Raw genomic sequence first — 22,154 nt, 5'->3', positions numbered from 1 at the left:
CATGGATGCGTTCTGATGAATAAAAGCACCAAATTGGTGCTATGGATACATTATTTGCACCGCTTTATACCGACATCTGGACTTGCACCATGCGTTCGAGTGGAGTTAAAACTGGAGGCAGCCGCAAAGGAAAATTGAACGATATATTTGTTCACATCGCCGTGAAATTCCGTGCGATCAAAAAATCGGCGTGAAAATTTCCACATTTGTGGCACCCAGCGACCGGCCTGTTGCCGATGAAAACGCGAGTGCCGAACGCCTCACGTGGCACGGCAAATCTGACACGGCATTCGAACGCCTCGAAAGCCTGCATGGAAAGCCTGCATGATATGGTGGGCCTGCTGGATCTGTTGCCGTCTGATCCAGTTCACCGGGCTTTAAGGTGGAACCTGCGCGGCACTACCCTAAACTCCCTCGCGTGCACATAAGCAAAAAATCGCCACCGCTATATGCCAACTAATCACGACCAAATTCTTCCCCCAATTCCTTCCCACGCGCCGCCGCCGCTTTCGCAGCCTCAATGATGGAAGCCTTCACTCCGCTCGCTTCCAGGCTATTCAATGCCGCATAAGTAGTCCCGCCTTTTGACGTTACGCGCTCGCGCAGAACCGATATTGGATCGACGGCCCCGGCAGCCAATTGCGATGCGCCAACAAACGTCGCTACCGCCAACGCATTGCCCTGCTCCATGGTCAAGCCGAGTTCCTGCGCTGCTTGTTGCATCGCTTCGATAAAATAAAACACGTAAGCTGGCCCGCTGCCCGAAATAGCGGTTACGGAGTCGATCATCGCTTCATCATCCAGCCAAATGGTGGAACCCACTGCACACATGATTAAGTCAGCCATGTCATGCTGTTGCGCCGAAACTCCGGCGGTCGCGACCATGCCTGTGATCCCCTTGCCAATAAGGGCGGGGGTATTTGGCATACATCGGACGATAGCATCGTGGCCATTTAACCAACGTGACAAATCGACGGCCTGGATACCGGCAGCAATTGAAAGTATTAACTGACCATTAACGTAGGGTAATAACGCGGCCACGACTTGCTTCATTTGCTGAGGTTTTACCGCCAGCACAACAACATCGCTTCCACTCACGGTGGCATCGATTTCGGTCGAGGTTGTCACCGAAAATTGATGCGCCAATTTTTGTAGCGACTCAGGATTGACATCCACCACATGAATATTTGCACCATCGGTAACCGTTCCGGCCAGACCGCCGATCAAAGCCGTGGCCATATTTCCACCACCGATAAAACTAATTCTTAACTTCTGTTGCATGTAGTTTTCCTCATCATTGATGGATGCTTTTAATTGAATTACTGGTAATGTTTACAACATGCACGGATGCATCAAAAGCGCGCAGCCAAGCTGCCATATCGCGCGCCAGTCAGACTGAAGAAGCCTGATCTCGTCGACCAAAGATAGCGCTCCCTACACGCACAATAGTTGCCCCTTCTGCGATGGCGGAATCCATGTCGCCCGACATCCCCATCGATAGCGTATCTATCATTAATCCACTTTCTTGCAATTGTATAAAGAGTTGTCGCAGCCGGCGAAACGCTGCGCGCTGTTGAACCGGATCATCTGATGCTTCGGGGATGGCCATCAAACCGCGCAATCTCAGGCGCGGCAAGGCAGCGATTGCTTGTGCTACCGCGAGCGCATCTTCGGGAGCAACGCCACTTTTGCTAGCCTCGTTGCTAATATTTACCTGTAAGCAAACGTTTAACGGTGCAAGTGCAGCGGGACGTTGATCCGACAAACGCTGCGCAATTTTTTCGCGCTCTACCGTGTGGACCCATGCGAAATTCTCGGCAATCGCCCGGGTTTTATTGCTTTGAATCGGTCCGATAAAATGCCATTCGACCGCGCCGACCAATCCAGCCGCAGCGGTGGCAACGGTGGCAGTGGTGGCGGTTCGGACTGCAATTATCTTGTCGAGCGCTTCCTGTAGATAATTCTCGCCAAATGCAAACTGACCAGCCGCGATGGCCTCCAGCACTGCATCGGCACCAAACGTTTTTGATACCGCTAACAGCGCCACCGCATCGCCCGGACGCGAGGCTTGCGCTGTGGAATTGCGGATACTTTCGTGCACAGCTTGCAACTTTTGAGAGATTGAGGACATAATTGACTTGGTTAAATTTGCTGTTTGGCTCGTCGTCAGACACGTAAATATAAGTAAAACACTTGGTTTTTGTCACAAGCGCGGGTACCGCCAGCGGACCAGCAAACTTTCTATCATTAGCAAAACAAAAATAGCTCAGGGATTATAAATGGACATTACCGAACTTCTGGCCTTTTCGGTCAAGAATAAGGCTTCCGACTTACATTTATCTGCGGGGCTACCGCCAATGATCCGGGTAAATGGGGACGTTCGCCGCATCAATTTGCCCCCACTTGACCACAAAGCCGTTCATAGTATGATTTATGACATCATGAACGATGGTCAGCGCAAAGTGTATGAAGAAAATCTCGAGTGCGATTTTTCGTTTGAAATTCCGGGATTAGCGCGATTTAGGGTAAATGCGTTTACCCAGGATCGCGGTGCCGCTGCCGTTATGCGGACCATTCCATCCAAGATTCTTTCCCTGGAGCAACTTAATGCGCCACGTATTTTTGGCGAGCTCTCGCTAAAACCGCGCGGTCTTGTACTGGTCACTGGCCCGACCGGTTCGGGCAAATCCACCACTCTCGCGGCGATGGTCAATCACGTCAACGAAAATGAGTACGCCCATATTCTGACGATTGAAGATCCGATTGAGTTCGTCCATCAGTCAAATAAATGTCTGATTAATCAGCGTGAAGTAGGCCCGCACACGCACTCCTTCGACAACGCGCTTCGGTCGGCCCTGCGGGAAGATCCGGATGTCATTCTGGTCGGCGAATTACGTGATCTGGAAACTATCCGATTGGCGCTGACGGCGGCTGAAACCGGTCACCTGGTGTTCGGCACACTCCACACCTCTTCCGCAGCAAAAACGATTGACCGGATCGTCGATGTGTTTCCAGGAGAAGAAAAAGAAATGGTACGAGCAATGTTATCTGAATCATTGCAAGCCGTCATTTCGCAAACGCTGCTCAAGACCAAAGACGGCACCAGCCGCGTTGCCGCTCACGAAATCATGCTCGGCACACCGGCGATCCGAAGCCTGATCCGCGATAGCAAAATTGCTCAGATGTATTCGACGATACAAACCAGCAGCAACGTTGGCATGCAAACGCTCGATAGCAATCTGACCGATCTCGTGAAGCGCAATATTATTTCCTCGGCCACCGCACGCTACTCGGCTAAAACGCCGGATAATTTTCCAGGTTAGCATTTTTACTATTCCTGATACACCATTCGCACTTTTTCTTTGTTAGGCAAAAAATATTATGGAACGGGATCAGGCTACAAAGTTCATGCACGACCTTCTACGCTTGATGGTGAGTAAGCGCGGCTCTGATCTGTTCATCACGACAGACTTTCCGCCTGCGTTCAAGCTCGATGGCAACGTTACGCCGGTATCGAACCAGCCGTTAAGTGCTGCACATACGCTGGAACTTGCGCGTGCAATCATGAACGATAAACAGGCCGCAGATTTTGAAGCTACTAAAGAGAGTAATTTTGCCATTACCCCGAGCGGAGTGGGACGCTTTCGCGTTTCGGCGTTTATGCAGCAAGGAAAAGTCGGAATGGTATTACGCGCGATCAATACCGAAATTCCAAAATTCGATGACCTCGGCCTACCCGAGACCTTAAAAGAAGTGGCAATGACCAAGCGCGGACTGGTTGTCATGGTGGGCGCTACCGGGTCCGGCAAGTCGACCACGTTGGCAGCCATGATCGGCTATCGCAACGCTAATAGTCATGGTCACATCATCACCATTGAAGACCCGATTGAATACGTTCATCCGCACGGGAATTGCATCATTACCCAGCGTGAAGTCGGGGTCGATACGGAAAGCTGGGAGGTAGCTTTAAAGAATACTCTGCGGCAGGCACCGGATGTCATTCTGCTCGGTGAAATCCGTGACCGCGAGACTATGGAGCATGCCATTGCTTTTGCCGAAACTGGCCATTTGTGCCTGGCAACGTTGCACGCCAACAGCGCCAATCAGGCGTTGGATCGCATTATTAACTTTTTCCCGGAAGAGCGACGTGCGCAATTGCTGATGGATCTATCGCTGAATCTACGAGGCGTGGTTTCGCAACGTTTGATTCCACTTAAAGCCAGCAAAGGGCGCTGTACGGCCGTTGAAATTTTACTAAATTCCCCCTTGATATCCGACTTGATTTTTAAAGGCGACGTGCACGAAATCAAGGAAATCATGAAAAAATCACGCGAGCTCGGGATGCAGACTTTTGATCAGGCTTTGTTCGATTTGTATGAAGCGGGTAAAATTAGTTATGAGGACGCATTACGCAATGCCGACTCGGTGAACGATCTGCGTCTTGCGGTTAAATTGCATGGCAAGGAGGCAAGTACGCGTGATTTATCGACGGGAACCGAACATTTAGGACTGGTTTGAATATGCAAACGGATTCAGAAAACACACCCAATACGGGCACTTCAGTGGCTTCAGCCAGCTCAGCCAATATCTATGACTTCACCGTTGCGCGACTCGACGGTACGCCGACAACATTGGCCGAGTATCGCGGAAAAGTGATACTCATCGTCAATGTCGCCAGCAAGTGCGGATTCACGCCCCAATACAAAGGGCTGGAAGAGGTCTATAACAAATATCACGCTCTGGGATTTGAAGTACTTGGTTTCCCCTGTAACCAGTTCGGAGCGCAAGAGCCGGGGACAGCGGAAGAAATCGGGGCATTTTGCGAGCAAAATTTCGGAGTGCATTTTCCGCTGTTTGCAAAAATCGATGTCAACGGAGATCACGCTGCTCCGCTATTTCAATATCTGAAAAGTGTGGCCCCGGGCTTGCTGGGAAGCGAGGGTATCAAATGGAACTTCACCAAGTTTTTAATCAATAAAGAAGGCGTGGTGGTGGACCGCTACGCGCCGCAAACCAAACCGGAAGCGCTTACCGCAGACATTGAAAAATTGTTAGCGAGATAAAAAAACGCAACCGAAAGGTTGCGCGAAGGGACTGCGGAGAAAAACTTAAAATTCGCTCAATGTGACATCGTTGAACCAAGGCCGTATAACAATGCGGCCAGCACGCCACCGGTGATTGATCCCAATACCGGCACAAAAGCATAACCCCAATCGCTGTCGCGTTTTCCCGGTATGGGTAACAATGCATGCATCAGACGCGGCCCGAGGTCACGCGCAGGGTTAATCGCATAGCCTGTGGTTCCGCCTAACGAAACTCCGATACTCATCACCAGCAACGCGACCGGCAACGCATCCAGCGCACCCAGGCCGAATTTCGGTGAAGCAATACTCAGCACGCCATAAACCAGGACAAAAGTACCCACGACCTCAGATATTAAATTACCAAAGATGTTACGGATTGCCGGGCCGGTACAAAACACGGCGAGCTTGGTGTCGCCGTCCGTGGTTTGCTCAAAATGCTTGCGATACACCAACCAGACTAAAAACGCACCCATCATTCCCCCCAACATTTGGGCGGCAATATAACCAGGCACACTGCCCCATGGGAATTTTCCGGCGACTGCCAGAGCGACTGTTACGGCCGGATTGAGATGCGCACCGCTCGCAGAGGCGACGGTAAAAACTCCGACAAAAACGGCCATCGCCCAGCCCACCGTGATCACGATCAAGCCGCCGCCATTGCCCTTCGTTTTGCTCAAGATCACATTGGCGACTACACCGTTTCCCAGCAGGACCCCTAACGTTGTTCCTACAAATTCGGCTAATAAAGGATTCATAGAACGTCTTTCGAAAACATCGGACGCTCGCGTAGCTAGCCGGCACCGGGTTGTCACCCGGCCGACGAAACAGTACACGAGTACAAACAGAAAAGCACAACGCTGATAATGCGATTGTTGCGCAGTCGGCTAAACGGAAGTCAAGTCCCGTCGTTGGCCCATGCGGTGGCCGCGACGATGGCACGTTGCCAGCCTTTGATATTCGCCTTGACCTCGTCGCTCGGCATAGTCGCGTGAAAGCGCCGGTCTAATTGCCATTGGCCACGCATATCATCGGTGCTACTCCAGTAACCCACCGCCAGACCGGCAAGATAAGCAGCGCCTAAGGCCGTTGTTTCAGTGACTTTTGGCCGAACCACATCAACACCCAGAATGTCCGATTGAAACTGCATCAGCAAATTATTTGCCGTGGCCCCGCCGTCGACCCGCAATTCGGAAATAACAATGCCTGAATCGGCTTCCATGGCCTTCAGCACGTCCATGGTCTGATAGGCGATACTGTCTAGCGCCGCACGCGCGTAGTGAGCGGAAGTCGTGCCACGCGTTACGCCGAACACGGTGCCGCGTGCATGAGGATTCCAATGCGGCGCACCTAATCCGGCAAAAGCGGGGACCAGATAAACGCCGTCGCTATTGTCGACACTACGTGCCAACTCTTCGACTTCGCTTGAAGCTTTAATGATGCCAAGTCCGTCGCGCAGCCACTGCACCACGGCACCACCGATGAAGATACTGCCTTCCAATGCATAATTCACCTCGTCCCCGATCTTCCATGCGACGGTCGTGAGCAGGTTATTTTTAGAAACGATGGGCTTGGTACCGGTGTTCATCACCATGAAACAACCCGTGCCGTAAGTGTTTTTGACCATGCCAGGCGCAGTGCACATTTGTCCGAACAGTGCCGCTTGCTGATCCCCGGCGATACCGGCAATCGGGATTTCAGCGCCAAACCCGGATTTTTCCGTATGACCGTATACTTCGCTGGATGATTTTACCGCCGGCAACATGCTGCGCGGGATGCCGATAATCTCTAAAAGCGCGTCATCCCAATCCATCGTATGGATGTTGAACAGCATGGTGCGAGAGGCATTCGTTACATCGGTAATGTGCAGCTTGCCCCGCGTCATATTCCAGACTAGCCAGGTATCAACGGTACCGAACGCTAAACGCCCTTGATCCGCCAGTTGCCGCGCACCGTCAACATTATCGAGAATCCAGCGAATTTTGGTCCCGGAAAAATAGGAATCCACCAGCAAGCCGGTTTTTTCACGAATCTGTTCTGCCAGCCCCCGCTGCTTCAGCTCGTCGCAAAACGCGGCAGTTCGTCGGTCCTGCCAGACGATGGCGTTATAAATGGCTTTGCCGGTCTCCCGATCCCAAACTATCGTTGTTTCACGCTGGTTGGTGATACCGATAGCCGCGATTGACGTGCCATTCAGCCCAATGCTGGTAGCCGCTTCCGCAGCGACGCCCACCTGGCTTGACCAGATCTCCTGAGGGTCATGCTCGACCCAACCCGGTTGCGGATATATTTGGCGGAACTCTTTTTGAGCCGATGAAACGATGTTTCCTTGCCGGTCAAAAAGAATCGCCCGCGAACTGGTGGTGCCTTGATCCAAGGCTAATATATATTTATCTTTCAATTGTCTGCTCCAAAAAGTTGGCGGCGCATGATTACGCCATTATCTTTATAGTGATAAGACCTAAGTGCGATTTAGATAATTTCCACGCGGTCGCTTTGCGAATCGCCGGTGCTTGAGTTGTTTTGCGTCTGTTTTTGCGTACGATTTTGTGCCCGGGTTTGCGTCCGGGTTTGCATCCGGGTTTGCATCTCTAACCATGTGCTTAATAGTCCAATTTCGGTGCTGTCCAAGCGCAAACCCAGCTTAGAACGACGCCAGATAATATCTTCTGCTGTCAGCGCCCATTCCTCCTGAATAAGGTAGCGCACTTCAATCTCATACAGGTCAGCGCCAAATAGGTGACCGAGGCCGGCTATGTCGTGGATGCCCTCCAGCAGCGTGTCTACGCGGGTCCCGTAGGCGTGCGCATAGCGTTTAGCGGTCGCTGCTGGCAGCCATGGGCAACGTTGCTGAAATTGTTTCAGGAAGCGCGCAAAATCGGCATCCTCGATGTCTCCGCCAGGTAAAGGCGCATGCGATGTCCAGTCTTCCGTTTTCATGTAACTGAATAACGGTTGCAACTTCTCCATCGCCTCTTCCGCCAAACGCCGGTAAGTGGTAATTTTCCCGCCAAACACCGACAGCACCGGCGCAAGATCTTTCTCGTCCGTTAAATCCAGGCGATAGTCACGGGTCACGGCGGAGGGGTTAGCGACTTCTTCTTCCAGCAAGGGGCGTACGCCGGACCACGACCAGACAACTTGAGAAGGCGATACCGGGATATCAAAATAGCGATTAACGGATTCGCATAAATACGCTGTTTCTTCTGCCGAGATAGTAACCTTGGTCGGGTCGCCGTTGTATTCCACGTCGGTCGTCCCGATCGCCGTAAAATCGTCCTCGTAGGGGATGGCAAACACAATGCGCTTATCAGGGTTTTGAAAGATGTAAGCATGATCATGCTCAAACAATCGCCTGGTGACGATATGACTGCCTTTCACCAGGCGGATATGATGCCGGGCCGAGGTATTCAATGCACCGCTGAGCAAACTGCCAACCCAAGGGCCCGCCGCATTCACCACGCAACGGGCCTGAACCTGCGTGGTTGCGCCATCTAGCGTCGACTGTAGCGTCGCGTCCCAATGTTGTTGCCCTTGCGTGGCTGCGATCAAACGTGTTTTTGTCATGATCGTCGCGCCGCGCTCACGCGCATCCATCGCATTGAGAACAACCAGACGCGCATCCTGAACGGCGGCGTCGGAATAAACGAAACCTCGCTTCAAGCTTTTTTTCAAAGGTGCACCGGAAACATGGGTGCGGAAATCGATGCCACGGGAGCCGGGCAATATTTCGCGTTTACTCAAATGATCATAAAGGAACAAACCTGCACGGATCATCCAGGCAGGCCGCAGACTGGATACGTGCGGCATAACGAAACGCAAAGGTGAAATAATATGCGGCGCGAGGCGTAGCAAGACCTCGCGTTCCTGCAAAGCCTTGCGCACGAGACTGAATTCGTAATGCTCCAGATAGCGTAGGCCGCCGTGGATGAGCTTGGTGCTGGCGGAGGAGGTGTGGGCAGCCAGATCGTCCTGCTCACAGAGCAATACACTCAATCCCCGTCCCACAGCATCGCGCGCGATACCTGCGCCGTTCACACCGCCGCCCACCACCAACAAATCGATAATTTTCCCTGCGTTCACAATATCCTCTCGCGTTTACTTTGCGCAGCTTGGTCTATTACAAGTATTGAACTGACCTTTACTTGATCAACTTCGTTGCAAAGAAACATTAAATATCTATATTCGAAATTATAATGTTCGAATTCGAACATTGAAAGGTAAATTTTTTTATCGGAAATTATTGTGCAATAGCAAAATAAATTAGTTAAAAAATACCAAATTGCCAAAAAGATATTTTTAAATTAAGTTTCATATAGTGCAGAAAATTTAATATAACTTTTTTTTTGACGGTTTTTGGCCAGCTGGTGAACACCAAACTACACCTTCAAAATCCATGCAAGCGTCAATGATTAGAAACGTGCCAAAAAAAAATGGTCGCCTGCATCAGTAATACAGTGCGACCACCTTAGCCTGGAACAACCGGTTAAACTTTTTTTTAGGAAGACGGCTGTTGCAACGCCTGATCCAGCAATTCAATCCAATGCTTCACCGGCGTCTCTGTTCCTGACTGTAAATGCGTCAGGCAACCGATGTTTGCAGAAACGATCATGTCCGGTTGCGTGGCCTCCAGATTGCGTATTTTATTGTCCCGTAACTGGTGAGAAAGTTCCGGCTGCAAAACAGAGTAGGTCCCCGCCGAACCGCAGCATAGATGGCTGTCGGCGCATAGCTGCACGTCAACACCGGCGCCGCGTAACAATCCTTCGACCTTGCCGCGGATCTGTTGACCATGCTGCAAAGTGCACGGCGGGTGAAACACCACCCGCTTGTTAATCTTCCCGGCTAATTTAGCGAATAATGGCGCTTCCAGCTCGGGCAAAATCTCGCTGAGATCACGCGTCAACGCAGATATCTTTTGCGCCTTTTCTGCGTAAGCAGAGTCGCCCGCCAGCAGGTTTCCATATTCCTTGACAGTGGTACCGCATCCCGACGCTGTCATTACAATGGCCTCGATTTTTTGACCATTGCTACCATCCACGTACGGCCACCATGCATCGATATTGCGCCGCATATCATCCAGCCCGCCATCGTGATCATTAAGATGATAACGAATTGCGCCACAACAACCAGCTTTAGGAGCGATTAGGATCTGCACTTCCAGCGCATCCAGTACCCGCGCGGTAGCGCGATTAATATTTGGTGCCATCGCCGGTTGCACACAACCGTCAAGCAGCAACATCTTGCGCGTGTGCTGACGTTGCGGCCAACTTCCTGCGGCCTGTTTGGCGGGTAATTTTTCTTTAAGCGCTTTCGGCATAAACGAACGCAGCGCTTGCCCGGTTTTAAACGCTGGCTTGAATAACCACTGGCGCGGCAATAGCTGCTTTAAGGCTGTGCGAGTGACGCGCTGTTCCAATGATCTTGGCACCTGATCGTCTACAACCTTGCGACCGATATCCAGCAGACGTCCATATTCGACCCCCGACGGGCATGTCGATTCGCAATTGCGGCAGGTGAGACAGCGATCCAGATGCAACTGTGTCTTGGCAGTGGCGGGTTGCCCTTCCAAAACTTGCTTGATCAAATAAATTCGGCCCCGCGGTCCATCCAGCTCATCACCCAGAATTTGATAAGTCGGGCAGGTCGCGGTACAAAATCCGCAATGGACGCAAGCCCGCAAAATGGCCTCGGCCTCTTTACCTTCGCGTGTGTCTTTGATGAATGGCGCTAAATTGGTTTGCATAGAATCCTGGAGTTCAGTAATTGGCTTGCATCGAGAAAGTGTAGCGTTCGTAACCCGGAACCTATCACCCTTCCTGACCGCAGGCGTGCTAACAATTGCTCAGGCCGGGTGTGGCCGGCGCAATTAAATCAAATGCAAAAAAAGCCGTACGAGACAAAACGTGGTGTTTGTTTTACCGAATTTCACATCGAAAGAACGTCCACGGTTTGCATCGCAAACATTGGCGACAAGGACCACATTATTTACAAATCCTGATACATGCGTCCGCGATTAAAAATTCCCGCCGGGTCAAATGACGCTTTCAAATTCTGATGAATTTTTGAGACTGCTGGCGCTAACGGGTGAAACACGCCAGCCTTTTTATCACCGCCACGGTACAGCGTCGCATGGCCTCCCACCGCACTGACGGCGGCACGTATATCGAGCGCAGCGGCATCGGTCATTAACCAGCGTTGCGCTCCACCCCATTCAATCAGGGACGTTCCGGACAAAGCGATTGGCGGGGTTACCGAAGGGACAGACAAGCGCCAGATTGCCGGCGATGAATTAAAAAACGCATGTGTCTGCTCACGGACGCTATGCCAAAAAACGTCGCCGTCCGATACCGCCTCACCGCCCAATTTTTTTTCTGCCGCACTGACTGCAGCTTGTGCACCGGCTAGTCGAACGGTGAGCACACCGTCACACCAACAGCTGGCCGAAACCGGCAACGGCTGACCGCCCCATTCATTAAGCCAACGAAGCGCTTCCACTTCAGCAACGGCAAAATGTCGGGTGCTAATCGCAATCGCTCGGGGCAGCACTTTTATGGAGGCTTGGAGTATCAAACCTAACGTTCCCATTGACCCGGTTAACAAGCGCGAGACATCGTAGCCAGCGACATTCTTCATCACCTGACCGCCAAAATGCAGCACATCGGCTTTGCCATCCATCAGCACCACGCCTAATACGTAATCGCGCAAGGCACCGACTGCCTGCCGTGAAGGACCGGATAAGCCGCTCGCAACCATCCCGCCGACCGTTGCGCCCGGACCAAAATGCGGCGGCTCAAATGCCAGTGACTGACCACGCTCCGCGAGTGCGGTCTCAATTTCGGCTAACGGCGTGCCGCAGCGTGCGGTAATCACCAACTCAGTAGGTTCATAGTCGATGATGCCGCTGTGGGCGCGGGTGTCGAGGACTGTACCCTCCGGCGTTTGGCCGTACCAGTCTTTGGTCCCACCGCCGCGGATCTGCAAAGCACTCCGCGTACTGAGTGCGGAGAGAATCTGATCCTTGAATTTTTGGTTGTCCATCGTCTCGTTTCTGGTCTGACGACCTGGTGGCAGTATTTTTTTCTCGCGCCAATGTTTAAAATCGGGGCAAATCGGGGAATTTCATCTGACCGCGTTGCACGTGCATTTTCCCGTACTCGGCACATCGTTGCAGCGTGGGGATCGCCTTATCCGGATTCAATAAGAATGCGGTATCAAATGCTCGCTTTACGCCAAAGAATGCTTCGCGTTCGAGTGGTGAAAATTGCACGCACATGGAATTTATTTTTTCGATACCGACCCCATGCTCTCCGGTTATCGTGCCGCCCACTTCAACGCACAATTCCAGAATCTCGGCACCAAAAGCCTCCGCACGATGGAATTCACCGGGAACATTGGCGTCGAACAAGATTAACGGATGCAGGTTGCCGTCACCGGCGTGAAAAACGTTGGCGCAGCGCAGGCCGTGCTTACTTTCCATTTCCTCTATGCGCATTAAAACCTGCGCAAGATTTTTACGTGGAATGGTGCCGTCCATGCAGTAATAATCGGGGGAAATACGTCCCGCTGCGGGAAATGCATTTTTGCGCCCTGACCAAAAACGCAGTCGCTCCGCTTCCGATTGCGACACCTCGATGCGGGTGGCACCGCTGGCATTTAACACCTCGCTCATACGGCCAATTTCTTCTTCCACCTCTTCCGCGGTGCCATCAGACTCACATAACAAAATCGCTGCCGCATCAATGTCGTAACCGGCTTTGACAAACGGCTCAACCATGCGTGAACTGGTTTTGTCCATCATCTCAAGACCCGCCGGAATGATCCCGGCAGCAATCACGTTGGCGACTGCATTTCCGCTTTTGACGATATCGTCAAACGACGCCATGATGACGCGCGCCAGCTGCGGCTTTGGAATCAACTTGACGGTAACTTCCGTAACGATGCCGAGCATACCTTCCGACCCAATGAACACGGAAAGTAAATCAAGACCCGGCGCATCCAATGCCGCGCCGCCAAGTTCGACTACCTCGCCATCAATGGTAACCATCCGCACCCGCATGACGTTATGTACCGTCAGGCCGTATTTCAGGCAATGAACACCGCCAGAGTTTTCTGCAACATTGCCGCCTATGGTGCAGGCGATCTGCGAAGACGGGTCCGGTGCGTAATACAAATTATGTGCCGCCGCCGCATCGGAAATAGCCAGGTTACGCACCCCCGGTTGAACCACAGCAGTCCGCGAATAGGCGTCCATTTTTACGATGCGGTTGAGTTTCGCGGTCGAGACCACGACACCATCAGCAATCGGCATTGCGCCTCCGGACAAGCCAGTGCCGGCGCCGCGTGGCACGATCGGCACCTTAAGATCGCGGCATATTGTGAGGATCGCAGCAACTTGCGCCTCATTTTCCGGCAGCGCGACCACCATCGGTAATTGTCGATACGCGGCCAGGCCATCGCATTCATAAGGACGGGTGTCTTCTTCGTTAAAAAGCACTGAATGTACCGGCAGCACAGCGCGTAACGCAGCGGCGACCTGACGTTGCCGTTCGGCAGTAAAAGAAGGGGATGTTGAAGTCTCTGCGGGGGCGTTCATGCGATTCCTATGCGAGATAACTGTAACGGTGTGGCGGGCGGGCTGCTGGAGGACATTGAGAGATTCCACCGAGACTTAGGTGAACACCAGACAACCAACATCCCGCGAAATAAAGGGTAAAAGCATGCGCAATAAAGCAGCGCTTCGTACCAGGAAGTATAGCGAAAATGTCATTGCCAGGCGGTACTTATCTTGCGCGTGCGGCTGAAACTCTTAAGCCCGACGGGTGAAATTTTTTCACCTACACGCCCCCGTGTCACGCAAACGTCCAAAATCATAGATTCCCGCAAGCTATTTTATCGATGCGGCAAATTCAAAGTTGCCTAAAGGTTTTTTTCATCCAGGAAATGAAAATCGTCACCTCGGGGCGCTCATAAGGTTTTTGTTCGTACACCAAATAGTACGCATGCGGAGGCGAGGTCAGACTCACATCAAATAGCTGAACGAGCTCGCCGTCTGCAATCATTTTTTGCGCAAAATGTTTGCGGGTTAATCCGACGCCGTAACCGTTACGAATCAACTCTAGCAACAGACCTAAATCGTCTGCTCGCAAACCCGAAGACGGCTCTGGCCAGTCCAAACCAGCCGCTTCAAACCAAGGCTGCCAAGGCTCCAATGCGGAGCGCAAGAGTGTCGCCTTACGCAGATCGGCTGGCGCATCTATGCCCCCAATCTGACGCAGGTAATCCGGCGTAGCAACAGCAAACGCGGGTTCCTCAAACAGTTTCTCAGTCGTGGTGTTCGGATATCTTCCGGCACCGAAGCGCACCTCAATGTCACTTTCCGAAAGACTTAAATCGTAAAGCGGCACTGACAAAAATATCTCCACTACGATGTCCGGATGCTCGGCGATGAAACTTCCCAAATGCGGGATCAACAAATAACGGGCAAACGTCGGTGGGACGGTTATTTTGATACGCGGCTGCGTTTGCGAAGCGCGATGCGGCATCGGAAACTCAATTAAGGTGCGCAAAGCGTTCCGCACTACATCTAAATACCGACGACCGAATTCTGACAAAGTGACGGTGCGCCCCTCACGGCTAAACAGCCGCTCACCGACAAAATCTTCCAGCAAGCGAATGCGGTGTGACAAGGCCGAAGGCGTGATGCATAGCTCGTCAGCGGCAAGCGCAAATGAATTGTGGCGCGCCGCGGCCTCAAATGCCGATAGCGCATGGACCGGCGGTAATCGAGTCGCAATTGAAGACTTGTTTAGCATATTGCGTATGGGGAAATTTTCATTCGTGGTCCGATTGCGTGGTGCGGTGATGATGCAATGTAAAAATGTCCAGATTGAGTAGTTCAGCGGCCCAGAGGTTCAGAGGTTCAGCGTTCAAGGCAATTTTCAACTTTCCCTTAAAGTCCTTCCCTGCTTTCACAGCTGCCCGCCCGACTCACCAACGAATAATTTTCCCTGGGTTAAGTATGTTTTTCGGATCGAAAGCATGCTTCAGCGCACGCATGGTCTCAATCGCAGCATCTCCGTGTTCAGCGATCAAAAAATCCATCTTATGCAAGCCGACCCCATGCTCTCCGGTGCAGGTTCCATCCATCGCAATCGCTAACGCCACCATACGGCTGTTGATTCCTTCGGCGCAGGCGATCTCTTGCGGGTTGTCTGGATCAACCAGCATTTGCACATGGAAATTACCATCACCGACGTGGCCCAGTATCGAATAAATCATGCCATTAGCATCGCAATCTGCTTTGGTCGTCAGCATGCACTCGGCCAGACGGGAAATCGGTACGCAACAATCGGTCGATATCGCACGGCAACCGGGGCGCAATTGCAATAGCGAAAAGAAGGCGTTATGTCGCGCAGCCCACAATCGGGAACGATCTTCAGGCTGGGTCGCCCACTCAAAACCAATTGCGTGGAAATCATTCACCACGGTCTGCACCAGCTCCGCTTGTTCCTTGACCCCATTTTCGCTGCCATGAAACTCAAACAGCAATAGTGGCTTTTCCGGCAGACCTAATTTGGCGTTAGCGTTAATCGCCCTCACACTATTTTCATCCAGAAATTCGACCCGCGCTATCGGCACACCGAGTTGAATAATCTGTATCACCGCATTCACCGCATCCCCGATGCTCTCGAACGAGCACACCGCAGCGGAAATTGCTTCGGGCTGAGGATAAAGGCGCACGGTGACTTCGGTAATGACGCCCAACGTACCTTCGCTACCGACAAATATGCGCGTCAGATCGTAGCCAGCGGACGATTTTTTTGCCCGGGTGCCGGTTTTAATAATACGACCATCCGAAGTCACGACAGTCAGCGCCAGCGTATTTTCACGCATGGTGCCGTAACGCACCGCATTGGTCCCGGACGCGCGCGTCGCCGCCATGCCGCCCAACGAGGCGTCGGCCCCAGGATCAATCGGGAAAAACAATCCGCTATCTTTAATTTCATGGTTGATCTGCTTGCGTGTAACACCAGCTTGTACGGTCGCGGTCATATCTTCTGCATGCACCGCCAGCAACTTGTTCATCCGCGACAAGTCGATCGAAATCCCGCCTTGCAGGGCCAATATGTGGCCCTCAAGCGAGGTTCCGCAACCATAGGGGATCAGCGGTATTTGATATTCATTGCACAATTTGACGGTCGCCGCGACCTCTTCGGTTGATTCAGCGAACACGACCGCATCCGGCAGCATGGGATCATAGGAGGATTCGTCACTTCCATGATGTTCGCGCATGGCTTGGGTGGAAGAAAAGCGATCACCAAATAAGGTTTGGAGGCCAACAATGAGCGCTTCAGGAAGTGGTTTTTTCAATGCTGCCGATGTAACTATGTGATTCATTAGGGTCTCCGTTTTATCCTGATTTTACTCTTCGATCGCAATTGCCGGGAATTTGTCACGCTATCCGGCCACTGGTGTAAAGTGGCTATTTACTTTCTATATGCAGATAACATGGGCAACCGACTCTCAAAAATAACTACACGCACGGGTGACGACGGCACCACCGGCCTCGGCGATGGTAGCCGCACAGACAAAGATAGTTTGCGCATCCATGCAATCGGCGATGTCGATGAATTGAACTCTCATCTGGGGGTTTTGCTTTGCGAGATATTGCCGAATCCTTTACGCGATGATTTACTTGTCATTCAGCATGATTTGTTCGATCTTGGCGGTGAGCTGTGTATTCCGGGTTATGTGATGATCAAGGACTCACATATTGCGCGACTCGATGCGTTGCTGGAAAAATACAATGCAGACGTACCGCCGTTACGAGAATTCATTCTGCCTGGCGGCGCCCGCACCGCTGCGCAAGCGCACGTTTGCCGGACAGTTTGCCGCCGGGCGGAGCGCAGCATCATTACGCTGGGCAAGAGTGAAGCGGTGAATGTGCCTGTCCGACATTACGTTAATCGGCTATCGGATTTATTGTTTGTTTTGTCGCGGGTGTTGAATCGGTTGGATGGGGGGAGTGATGTTTTGTGGAAGAACGTTGGACGGACTGATGTTTAAGAATGTCTTTTTTGCTTCGATCAGGTGATCCTGTGAGCAAACAACCAACGCGTCCATAACCGCAGATAAGAACACGAGCGCAGGGATAATTCTGCCGTGCTGTCTCAGGAATGGCTCACGATTGGCTCATCAGTGCTCATGATTGGCTCATGTAAGCAGCAGTTACGATCAAGGCCGTAACTGCTGCTTACACGACACCGGAAAGCGCTTTACTTCTGCACTGCGACCAGATGCAACACTTCTTTTCCAAATCGCTGTCGGATACTCGCAGCAATCCCATCAGCATTCAGACCACACATCGCTAGCAACTGCGTAGCATCGCCATGATCAATAAATCGATCCGGCAATCCTAAATTTAGCAGCGGCTTAACACATCCAGCCGCAGCTAAAGCTTCTGCCACCGCCGCTCCCGCGCCTCCCATGATCGAACCCTCTTCGACGGTCACAATCGCATCATGCGAATTTGCCAGTTCGAGTAATAGCGCAACGTCAAGCGGCTTGATAAAGCGCATATTGGCGACGGTCGCGTTTAATGATTCGGCGGCTTCAAGACTTGGTGCCAGCATCGTACCAAAAGCCAAAATCGCGATGCCGCTGCCTTGACGCCTGATTTCGCCTTTGCCCAACGGCAATCCAGTCAGCGCCTGATCGATTACTGCACCAACGCCACTGCCGCGAGGATAACGCACCGCGGCGGGGCCTTTGTAGAAATAGGCGGTTGACAACATCTGACGACATTCGTTTTCATCCGATGCGGCCATGACCACCATGTTGGGAATGCAGCGCAAATAAGCGATATCGTAATTTCCAGCGTGAGTTGCCCCATCTGCGCCCACCAGACCGGCGCGATCCAGCGCAAATGTCACGTCCAGATTTTGCAGCGCGACATCGTGTATCAGCTGGTCATAAGCGCGCTGCAGGAAAGTCGAATAAATCGCGACTACGGGTTTCAAACCCTCGCATGCTAAACCAGCCGCAAACGTCACCGCGTGTTGTTCAGCAATCCCGACATCATAGTAGCGCTCCGGGAAGCGCTGTTCAAAATCGACCAATCCTGAACCGCCCGCCATCGCTGGCGTTATCCCGATGAGTTTGTCATCCTGCGCGGCCATATCGCATAACCAGTCACTGAACACCTGGGTGTAAGTCATCTTGCTGGACGTCGCCGGCTTGATCCCGACCGCCGGATTAAACTTTCCCGGACCGTGATAAAGCACCGGGTCGGCTTCCGCCAACTTATAACCCTGACCTTTTTTGGTCACCACGTGCAGAAACTGTGGGCCCTTCAAATGCTTCAGATTTTGTAGCGTCGGAATCAGTGACTCCAAATCGTGTCCATCTATCGGGCCGATGTAATTGAAACCCAATTCTTCGAACATCGTCGCCGGCACGACCATCCCTTTGGCATGCTCTTCAAGCCGTTTCGCCAATTGCAGCATAGGCCCCGGCAGCATCGACTTACCGACATTTTTTGCCTTGGCATAAAACTGGCCGGACATCAAACGCGCCAGGTACCGATTTAACGCGCCGACCGGCGGCGAAATCGACATATCGTTGTCATTTAAAATCACCAGCAAATTGATATCGTCGTACACGCCAGCGTTGTTCATCGCCTCGAACACCATTCCAGCGGTCATGGCGCCATCGCCAATCACCGCTACCGCGTGACGATCCGTTTCGCCTTTGGTCTTGGCAGCCAGGGCCATCCCCAACGCGGCCGAAATGGAAGTCGATGAATGGGCGGTGCCAAACGTATCGTATTCGCTTTCGTCCCTGCGTGGAAATCCTGAAATACCTTCGAACTGCCGCAAGGTTTTCATTTGATCGCGACGACCGGTCAGAATTTTGTGCGGATAAGTCTGGTGACCGACGTCCCATACGATCCGGTCTTCAGGCGTATTAAAAACGTAATGCAGCGCGATGGTTAATTCAACCGTTCCGAGATTCGACGACAAATGGCCGCCAGTCTGGGAAACGGAATCAATGACGAATTCGCGTAACTCATCGGCGAGCGGACGAAGCTGTGCGCGCGTCAGGTGGCGCAAGTCGGCCGGGCTGTTTATTGTATTAAGTAAATTCATGGGCCTAAGCTTTCCGCTGCACAATCAAATCTGCCAATGCACGTAGCCGACGCGCATTGTCGCCGAAGGGCGCAACTGCCGCGTGAGCGTCGTTACGCAATTTTTCTGCCAACACCTGCGATTCCACCAGACCGAGAATCGACACATAGGTTGGTTTATTGTTCGCCGCATCTTTGCCTGCTGTCTTGCCTAACGTTGCCGAGTCGGCAGTCGCATCAAGAATGTCGTCGATCACCTGAAATGCCAATCCGATCGCCGTGCCATACTTCTCTAAAGCCTGCACCTCCAGGATGGATAGAGTCTTGCCGCTTGTGGCACCTAACAAGACAGAAGCCCGTAATAAAGCACCGGTTTTCAATCGATGCATCAATTCAAGCGCTTCCAACGACAACTGCACACCAACGCTATCCAAATCGATTGCCTGACCGCCGCACATGCCCGACGATCCCGAACCATCCGCCAATAAGCGCAACATCGCCATCTGACGCACGGGATCGACAGAATCAACAGGGGCAGACAATACAATGAATGCCTGCGACTGCAATGCATCGCCAACCAGTAACGCCGTTGCCTCATCATATTTTACATGCACGGTCGGCTTGCCGCGACGTAGCGCATCGTCGTCCATGCAAGGCATATCGTCATGCACCAACGAATAAGCATGCATCATTTCAACGGCCGTGGCTGCTCGCTCCAGCATGGCGTGCGACGCTCCGAATAATTCTCCCGCAGCAAATACCAGAAGAGGCCGTATCCGCTTGCCTCCATCCAAAACGGCGTAACGCATCGCCTGATGCAAACGCACCGGAACGACACTCGTCGCAGGCAAAAATGTTGTCAGTGCAACTTCCGTTACGGTCTGAACCCGACGCATCCAGTCCGAGAACACCAAGGTATCGTCAGTCGTCCCAACATCCTTAATCGACACTATAGTGTCAGTCGTATTTTCAGCACCGGTCATTCTTCGATTCCGTCAGTTTGCTCTGAGGTCGTGGCGAAAGGTTTTAACATATCCCCTTCTAACAATTTGACTTGGTTATCAACCTTATCAAGCTGCACTGCGCAATATTTTACGAGTTCGGAACCGCGCTTGTAAGCGGCCACGGACGCCTCCAGCGGCAATTCGCCGGCTTCCATTTGAGCGACAAGTTGTTCCAATTCAGCCATCGCGGCTTCAAATGATGCCGGAAGACTGACAGAAAGTACGTTCTTTGCCATAATTGTTATAGCCTGTTCAAAATAGTGTTGCCCTGCGATCAATCGTCGGCCAAGCGGCCCTGTATCGCCATTGAATTAAGTCAATACGGTATCCAACTTTGGAATGGTAACGCCAGATTGCAGGTAAACAAAGGGCAAGCGTGCAACTTTAGCCAATTGCTTAGTTATGCGGTCGTCTATTTTAGTGCAAACGGTTCTAACCCGTTGAATTACTAGGGGATTATCTGTCAATTTATGGTGAAATAGAAGCAAGCGAGGCAAGCTGTGGCATAATATTGGGTTATGTCCGAAATTTCCGCTTCATCTTAATTTTATATTATTTGGATACAGGTTTTTACGGATTCTTTCTCTCTTAGGTTGGTGCAGATTAATTTGGGGGACGGGAATGTCCGATCTGGCTATTTTTGCCAAACTGGCGCGGTCTGAAGCGCAACTTCCAGTCGACGTCTATTTTGACGAAACACTGTTAAAACGCGAAATACAACAGCTATTTCATAGTGGCCCACGTTACGTCGGCCACGAATTAATGGTGCCCAACGTCGGCGATTACGCCACGATGGCATCCGAAAATGAAGGCCGCATGTTAGTGCGCAACCCTGAGGGCATTGCGCTGATTTCTAACGTCTGTCGACATCGTCAAGCCAAAATGCTCGACGGTCGCGGCAATGCGCGCAACATCGTGTGCCCGCTCCATCGCTGGACTTATGATCTGAAGGGTGAATTGATCGGTGCGCCGCACTTTGGCGAGACGCCGTGCATGAATCTTTCCAATACACCGCTACAAAGCTGGAACGGTTTGCTATTCGAGCAGAACGGCTTTAACGTCGGCGAAAAGCTGCATAAACTTGGTGTGTCGAAAGACCTGGATTTCAGCAACTATTTGTTCGACCACGTAGAAGTGCATGAATGCGATTACAACTGGAAAACCTTCATCGAGGTTTATCTGGAAGATTATCACGTCGAACCGTTTCATCCCGGTCTGGGCAGTTTTGTCAGTTGCGACGATCTGACCTGGGAATTTAGCAAGGATTACAGCGTTCAGACGGTAGGCGTCAACAATGGTCTGGCGAAATCCGGATCGGCGGCTTACAAAAAATGGCAGGAGCAAGTTCTTAAATTTGGTAACGGCAAACCGCCCAAGTATGGCGCAATCTGGCTCACGCTCTATCCAAACATCATGGTGGAATGGTATCCACACGTATTGGTGGTGTCCACTTTGTGGCCAAGCGGACCGCAGAAGACCACGAATGTGGTTGAATTCTATTACCCCGAAGAAATTGCATTATTCGAACGCGAAATGGTGGAGGCGGAACGCGCCGCTTATATGGAAACCTGCGTCGAAGATGATGAAATTGCGCTTCGCATGGATGCCGGTCGCCAGATTCTGATGGCACGCGGCACGAGCGAAGTTGGGCCATACCAGTCGCCGATGGAAGATGGCATGCAACATTTTCACGAGTGGTATCGCAGCCAGATCGCGTTGCCGGAGTCCAGCGCTGGCTAAGCAACCGCAGCGCCTGTGTGTCATGCCCGCTAATCCCAACAAATATAAAAGGTTGACGGGCAGCAACACTCTATAATCACCCTGTTTGTTGCCGAGATCCAGGTTACCTGCGTTACTTCAATAGACAATCCAGGCAACAATGCAGACTAAATCGCAAGCTTGAGTACAATAGGTTATCTGCACCCTGCAAGAACCAATGGA

19 protein-coding genes are annotated in these 22,154 nt (G+C 51.9%); 6 read left to right on the top strand and 13 right to left on the bottom strand.

Annotated elements, in window-relative coordinates; genetic code table 11:
• Positions 1–190 precede the first annotated feature (190 nt).
• The gene (locus JQN73_RS12075) at positions 191–328 is read left to right on the top strand and encodes a hypothetical protein (RefSeq protein ID WP_205319033.1); all 138 of its coding nucleotides are present in this window, start codon (positions 191–193) and stop codon (positions 326–328) included.
• 128 nt (positions 329–456) lie between these two features.
• On the opposite strand, the gene proC is transcribed toward JQN73_RS12075, so the two are convergent.
• Together proC and JQN73_RS12065 are read right to left on the bottom strand one after the other, a co-directional pair.
• Positions 457–1,281 carry a pyrroline-5-carboxylate reductase gene (gene proC, locus JQN73_RS12070; RefSeq protein WP_205319032.1) on the bottom strand — a complete coding sequence of 275 codons (825 nt, stop codon included), beginning with the start codon at positions 1,279–1,281 and terminating at the stop codon, positions 457–459.
• Positions 1,282–1,390: 109 nt separating this feature from the next.
• Entirely contained in the window at positions 1,391–2,131 is a 741-nt protein-coding gene (locus JQN73_RS12065; RefSeq protein WP_205319031.1) for a YggS family pyridoxal phosphate-dependent enzyme, read from the bottom strand.
• Between the two features lie 148 nt (positions 2,132–2,279).
• On the opposite strand from JQN73_RS12065, the gene JQN73_RS12060 reads away from it, so the two are divergent.
• Genes JQN73_RS12060 through JQN73_RS12050 form a run of 3 tightly spaced genes read left to right on the top strand, consistent with a single transcriptional unit; the run spans position 2,280 to position 5,063 of the window.
• Positions 2,280–3,323 (top strand): type IV pilus twitching motility protein PilT, encoded by a 1,044-nt coding sequence (locus JQN73_RS12060; RefSeq protein ID WP_205319030.1) that lies wholly within the window; start codon positions 2,280–2,282, stop codon positions 3,321–3,323.
• Between the two features lie 58 nt (positions 3,324–3,381).
• Positions 3,382–4,518, top strand: a complete 1,137-nt coding sequence (locus JQN73_RS12055) for a PilT/PilU family type 4a pilus ATPase (protein WP_205319029.1) — start codon at positions 3,382–3,384, stop codon at positions 4,516–4,518.
• 2 nt (positions 4,519–4,520) lie between these two features.
• Positions 4,521–5,063 (top strand): glutathione peroxidase, encoded by a 543-nt coding sequence (locus JQN73_RS12050; RefSeq protein ID WP_205319028.1) that lies wholly within the window; start codon positions 4,521–4,523, stop codon positions 5,061–5,063.
• 56 nt (positions 5,064–5,119) lie between these two features.
• Here the strand turns inward: JQN73_RS12050 and JQN73_RS12045 are convergent, their stop codons facing one another.
• The 8 genes from JQN73_RS12045 to JQN73_RS12010 all read right to left on the bottom strand — a co-directional run bounded on the left by JQN73_RS12045 (position 5,120) and on the right by JQN73_RS12010 (position 16,481).
• Positions 5,120–5,839 carry an MIP/aquaporin family protein gene (locus JQN73_RS12045; RefSeq protein ID WP_205319027.1) on the bottom strand — a complete coding sequence of 240 codons (720 nt, stop codon included), beginning with the start codon at positions 5,837–5,839 and terminating at the stop codon, positions 5,120–5,122.
• Positions 5,840–5,979: 140 nt separating this feature from the next.
• Positions 5,980–7,482 carry a glycerol kinase GlpK gene (gene glpK, locus JQN73_RS12040; protein ID WP_205319026.1) on the bottom strand — a complete coding sequence of 501 codons (1,503 nt, stop codon included), beginning with the start codon at positions 7,480–7,482 and terminating at the stop codon, positions 5,980–5,982.
• Between the two features lie 71 nt (positions 7,483–7,553).
• Complete coding sequence (glpD, locus tag JQN73_RS12035; RefSeq protein WP_205319025.1) at positions 7,554–9,164, bottom strand: glycerol-3-phosphate dehydrogenase; 1,611 nt, start codon at positions 9,162–9,164, stop codon at positions 7,554–7,556.
• A 415-nt stretch (positions 9,165–9,579) separates the two neighbouring features.
• Entirely contained in the window at positions 9,580–10,827 is a 1,248-nt protein-coding gene (glcF, locus tag JQN73_RS12030; RefSeq protein WP_205319024.1) for a glycolate oxidase subunit GlcF, read from the bottom strand.
• Positions 10,828–11,069: 242 nt separating this feature from the next.
• The gene (glcE, locus tag JQN73_RS12025) at positions 11,070–12,122 is read right to left on the bottom strand and encodes a glycolate oxidase subunit GlcE (protein WP_205319023.1); all 1,053 of its coding nucleotides are present in this window, start codon (positions 12,120–12,122) and stop codon (positions 11,070–11,072) included.
• A gap of 55 nt (positions 12,123–12,177) precedes the next feature.
• Entirely contained in the window at positions 12,178–13,677 is a 1,500-nt protein-coding gene (locus tag JQN73_RS12020) for an FAD-linked oxidase C-terminal domain-containing protein (RefSeq protein ID WP_205319022.1), read from the bottom strand.
• 313 nt (positions 13,678–13,990) lie between these two features.
• The gene (locus tag JQN73_RS12015; RefSeq protein WP_205323333.1) at positions 13,991–14,878 is read right to left on the bottom strand and encodes a LysR substrate-binding domain-containing protein; all 888 of its coding nucleotides are present in this window, start codon (positions 14,876–14,878) and stop codon (positions 13,991–13,993) included.
• A gap of 193 nt (positions 14,879–15,071) precedes the next feature.
• Positions 15,072–16,481: an FAD-binding oxidoreductase gene (locus tag JQN73_RS12010; RefSeq protein WP_205319021.1), complete on the bottom strand. Its 1,410-nt coding sequence runs from the start codon at positions 16,479–16,481 to the stop codon at positions 15,072–15,074.
• Positions 16,482–16,592: 111 nt separating this feature from the next.
• Between JQN73_RS12010 and JQN73_RS12005 the strand changes: the two genes are divergently transcribed.
• Positions 16,593–17,150 carry a cob(I)yrinic acid a,c-diamide adenosyltransferase gene (locus JQN73_RS12005; protein ID WP_205319020.1) on the top strand — a complete coding sequence of 186 codons (558 nt, stop codon included), beginning with the start codon at positions 16,593–16,595 and terminating at the stop codon, positions 17,148–17,150.
• A 209-nt stretch (positions 17,151–17,359) separates the two neighbouring features.
• Here JQN73_RS12005 and dxs read toward each other — a convergent pair whose 3' ends face one another.
• From dxs to JQN73_RS11990, 3 genes are all read right to left on the bottom strand, one after another.
• On the bottom strand, positions 17,360–19,231 hold the full coding sequence (gene dxs / locus JQN73_RS12000) for a 1-deoxy-D-xylulose-5-phosphate synthase (protein WP_205319019.1): 1,872 nt from the start codon (positions 19,229–19,231) through the stop codon (positions 17,360–17,362).
• A gap of 4 nt (positions 19,232–19,235) precedes the next feature.
• Positions 19,236–20,105 (bottom strand): polyprenyl synthetase family protein, encoded by an 870-nt coding sequence (locus tag JQN73_RS11995; RefSeq protein WP_240162562.1) that lies wholly within the window; start codon positions 20,103–20,105, stop codon positions 19,236–19,238.
• Between the two features lie 83 nt (positions 20,106–20,188).
• Positions 20,189–20,449 carry an exodeoxyribonuclease VII small subunit gene (locus JQN73_RS11990; protein ID WP_205323332.1) on the bottom strand — a complete coding sequence of 87 codons (261 nt, stop codon included), beginning with the start codon at positions 20,447–20,449 and terminating at the stop codon, positions 20,189–20,191.
• Between the two features lie 385 nt (positions 20,450–20,834).
• On the opposite strand from JQN73_RS11990, the gene JQN73_RS11985 reads away from it, so the two are divergent.
• Positions 20,835–21,953 (top strand): aromatic ring-hydroxylating dioxygenase subunit alpha, encoded by a 1,119-nt coding sequence (locus tag JQN73_RS11985; RefSeq protein WP_205319017.1) that lies wholly within the window; start codon positions 20,835–20,837, stop codon positions 21,951–21,953.
• Positions 21,954–22,154 lie beyond the last annotated feature (201 nt).

It is taken from the genome of Glaciimonas sp. PAMC28666 (assembly GCF_016917355.1).
Classification (GTDB): domain Bacteria; phylum Pseudomonadota; class Gammaproteobacteria; order Burkholderiales; family Burkholderiaceae_D; genus Glaciimonas.
Note: the sequence above shows the minus strand (reverse complement) of the source record. Positions and strands in the feature narration are given on the sequence as shown.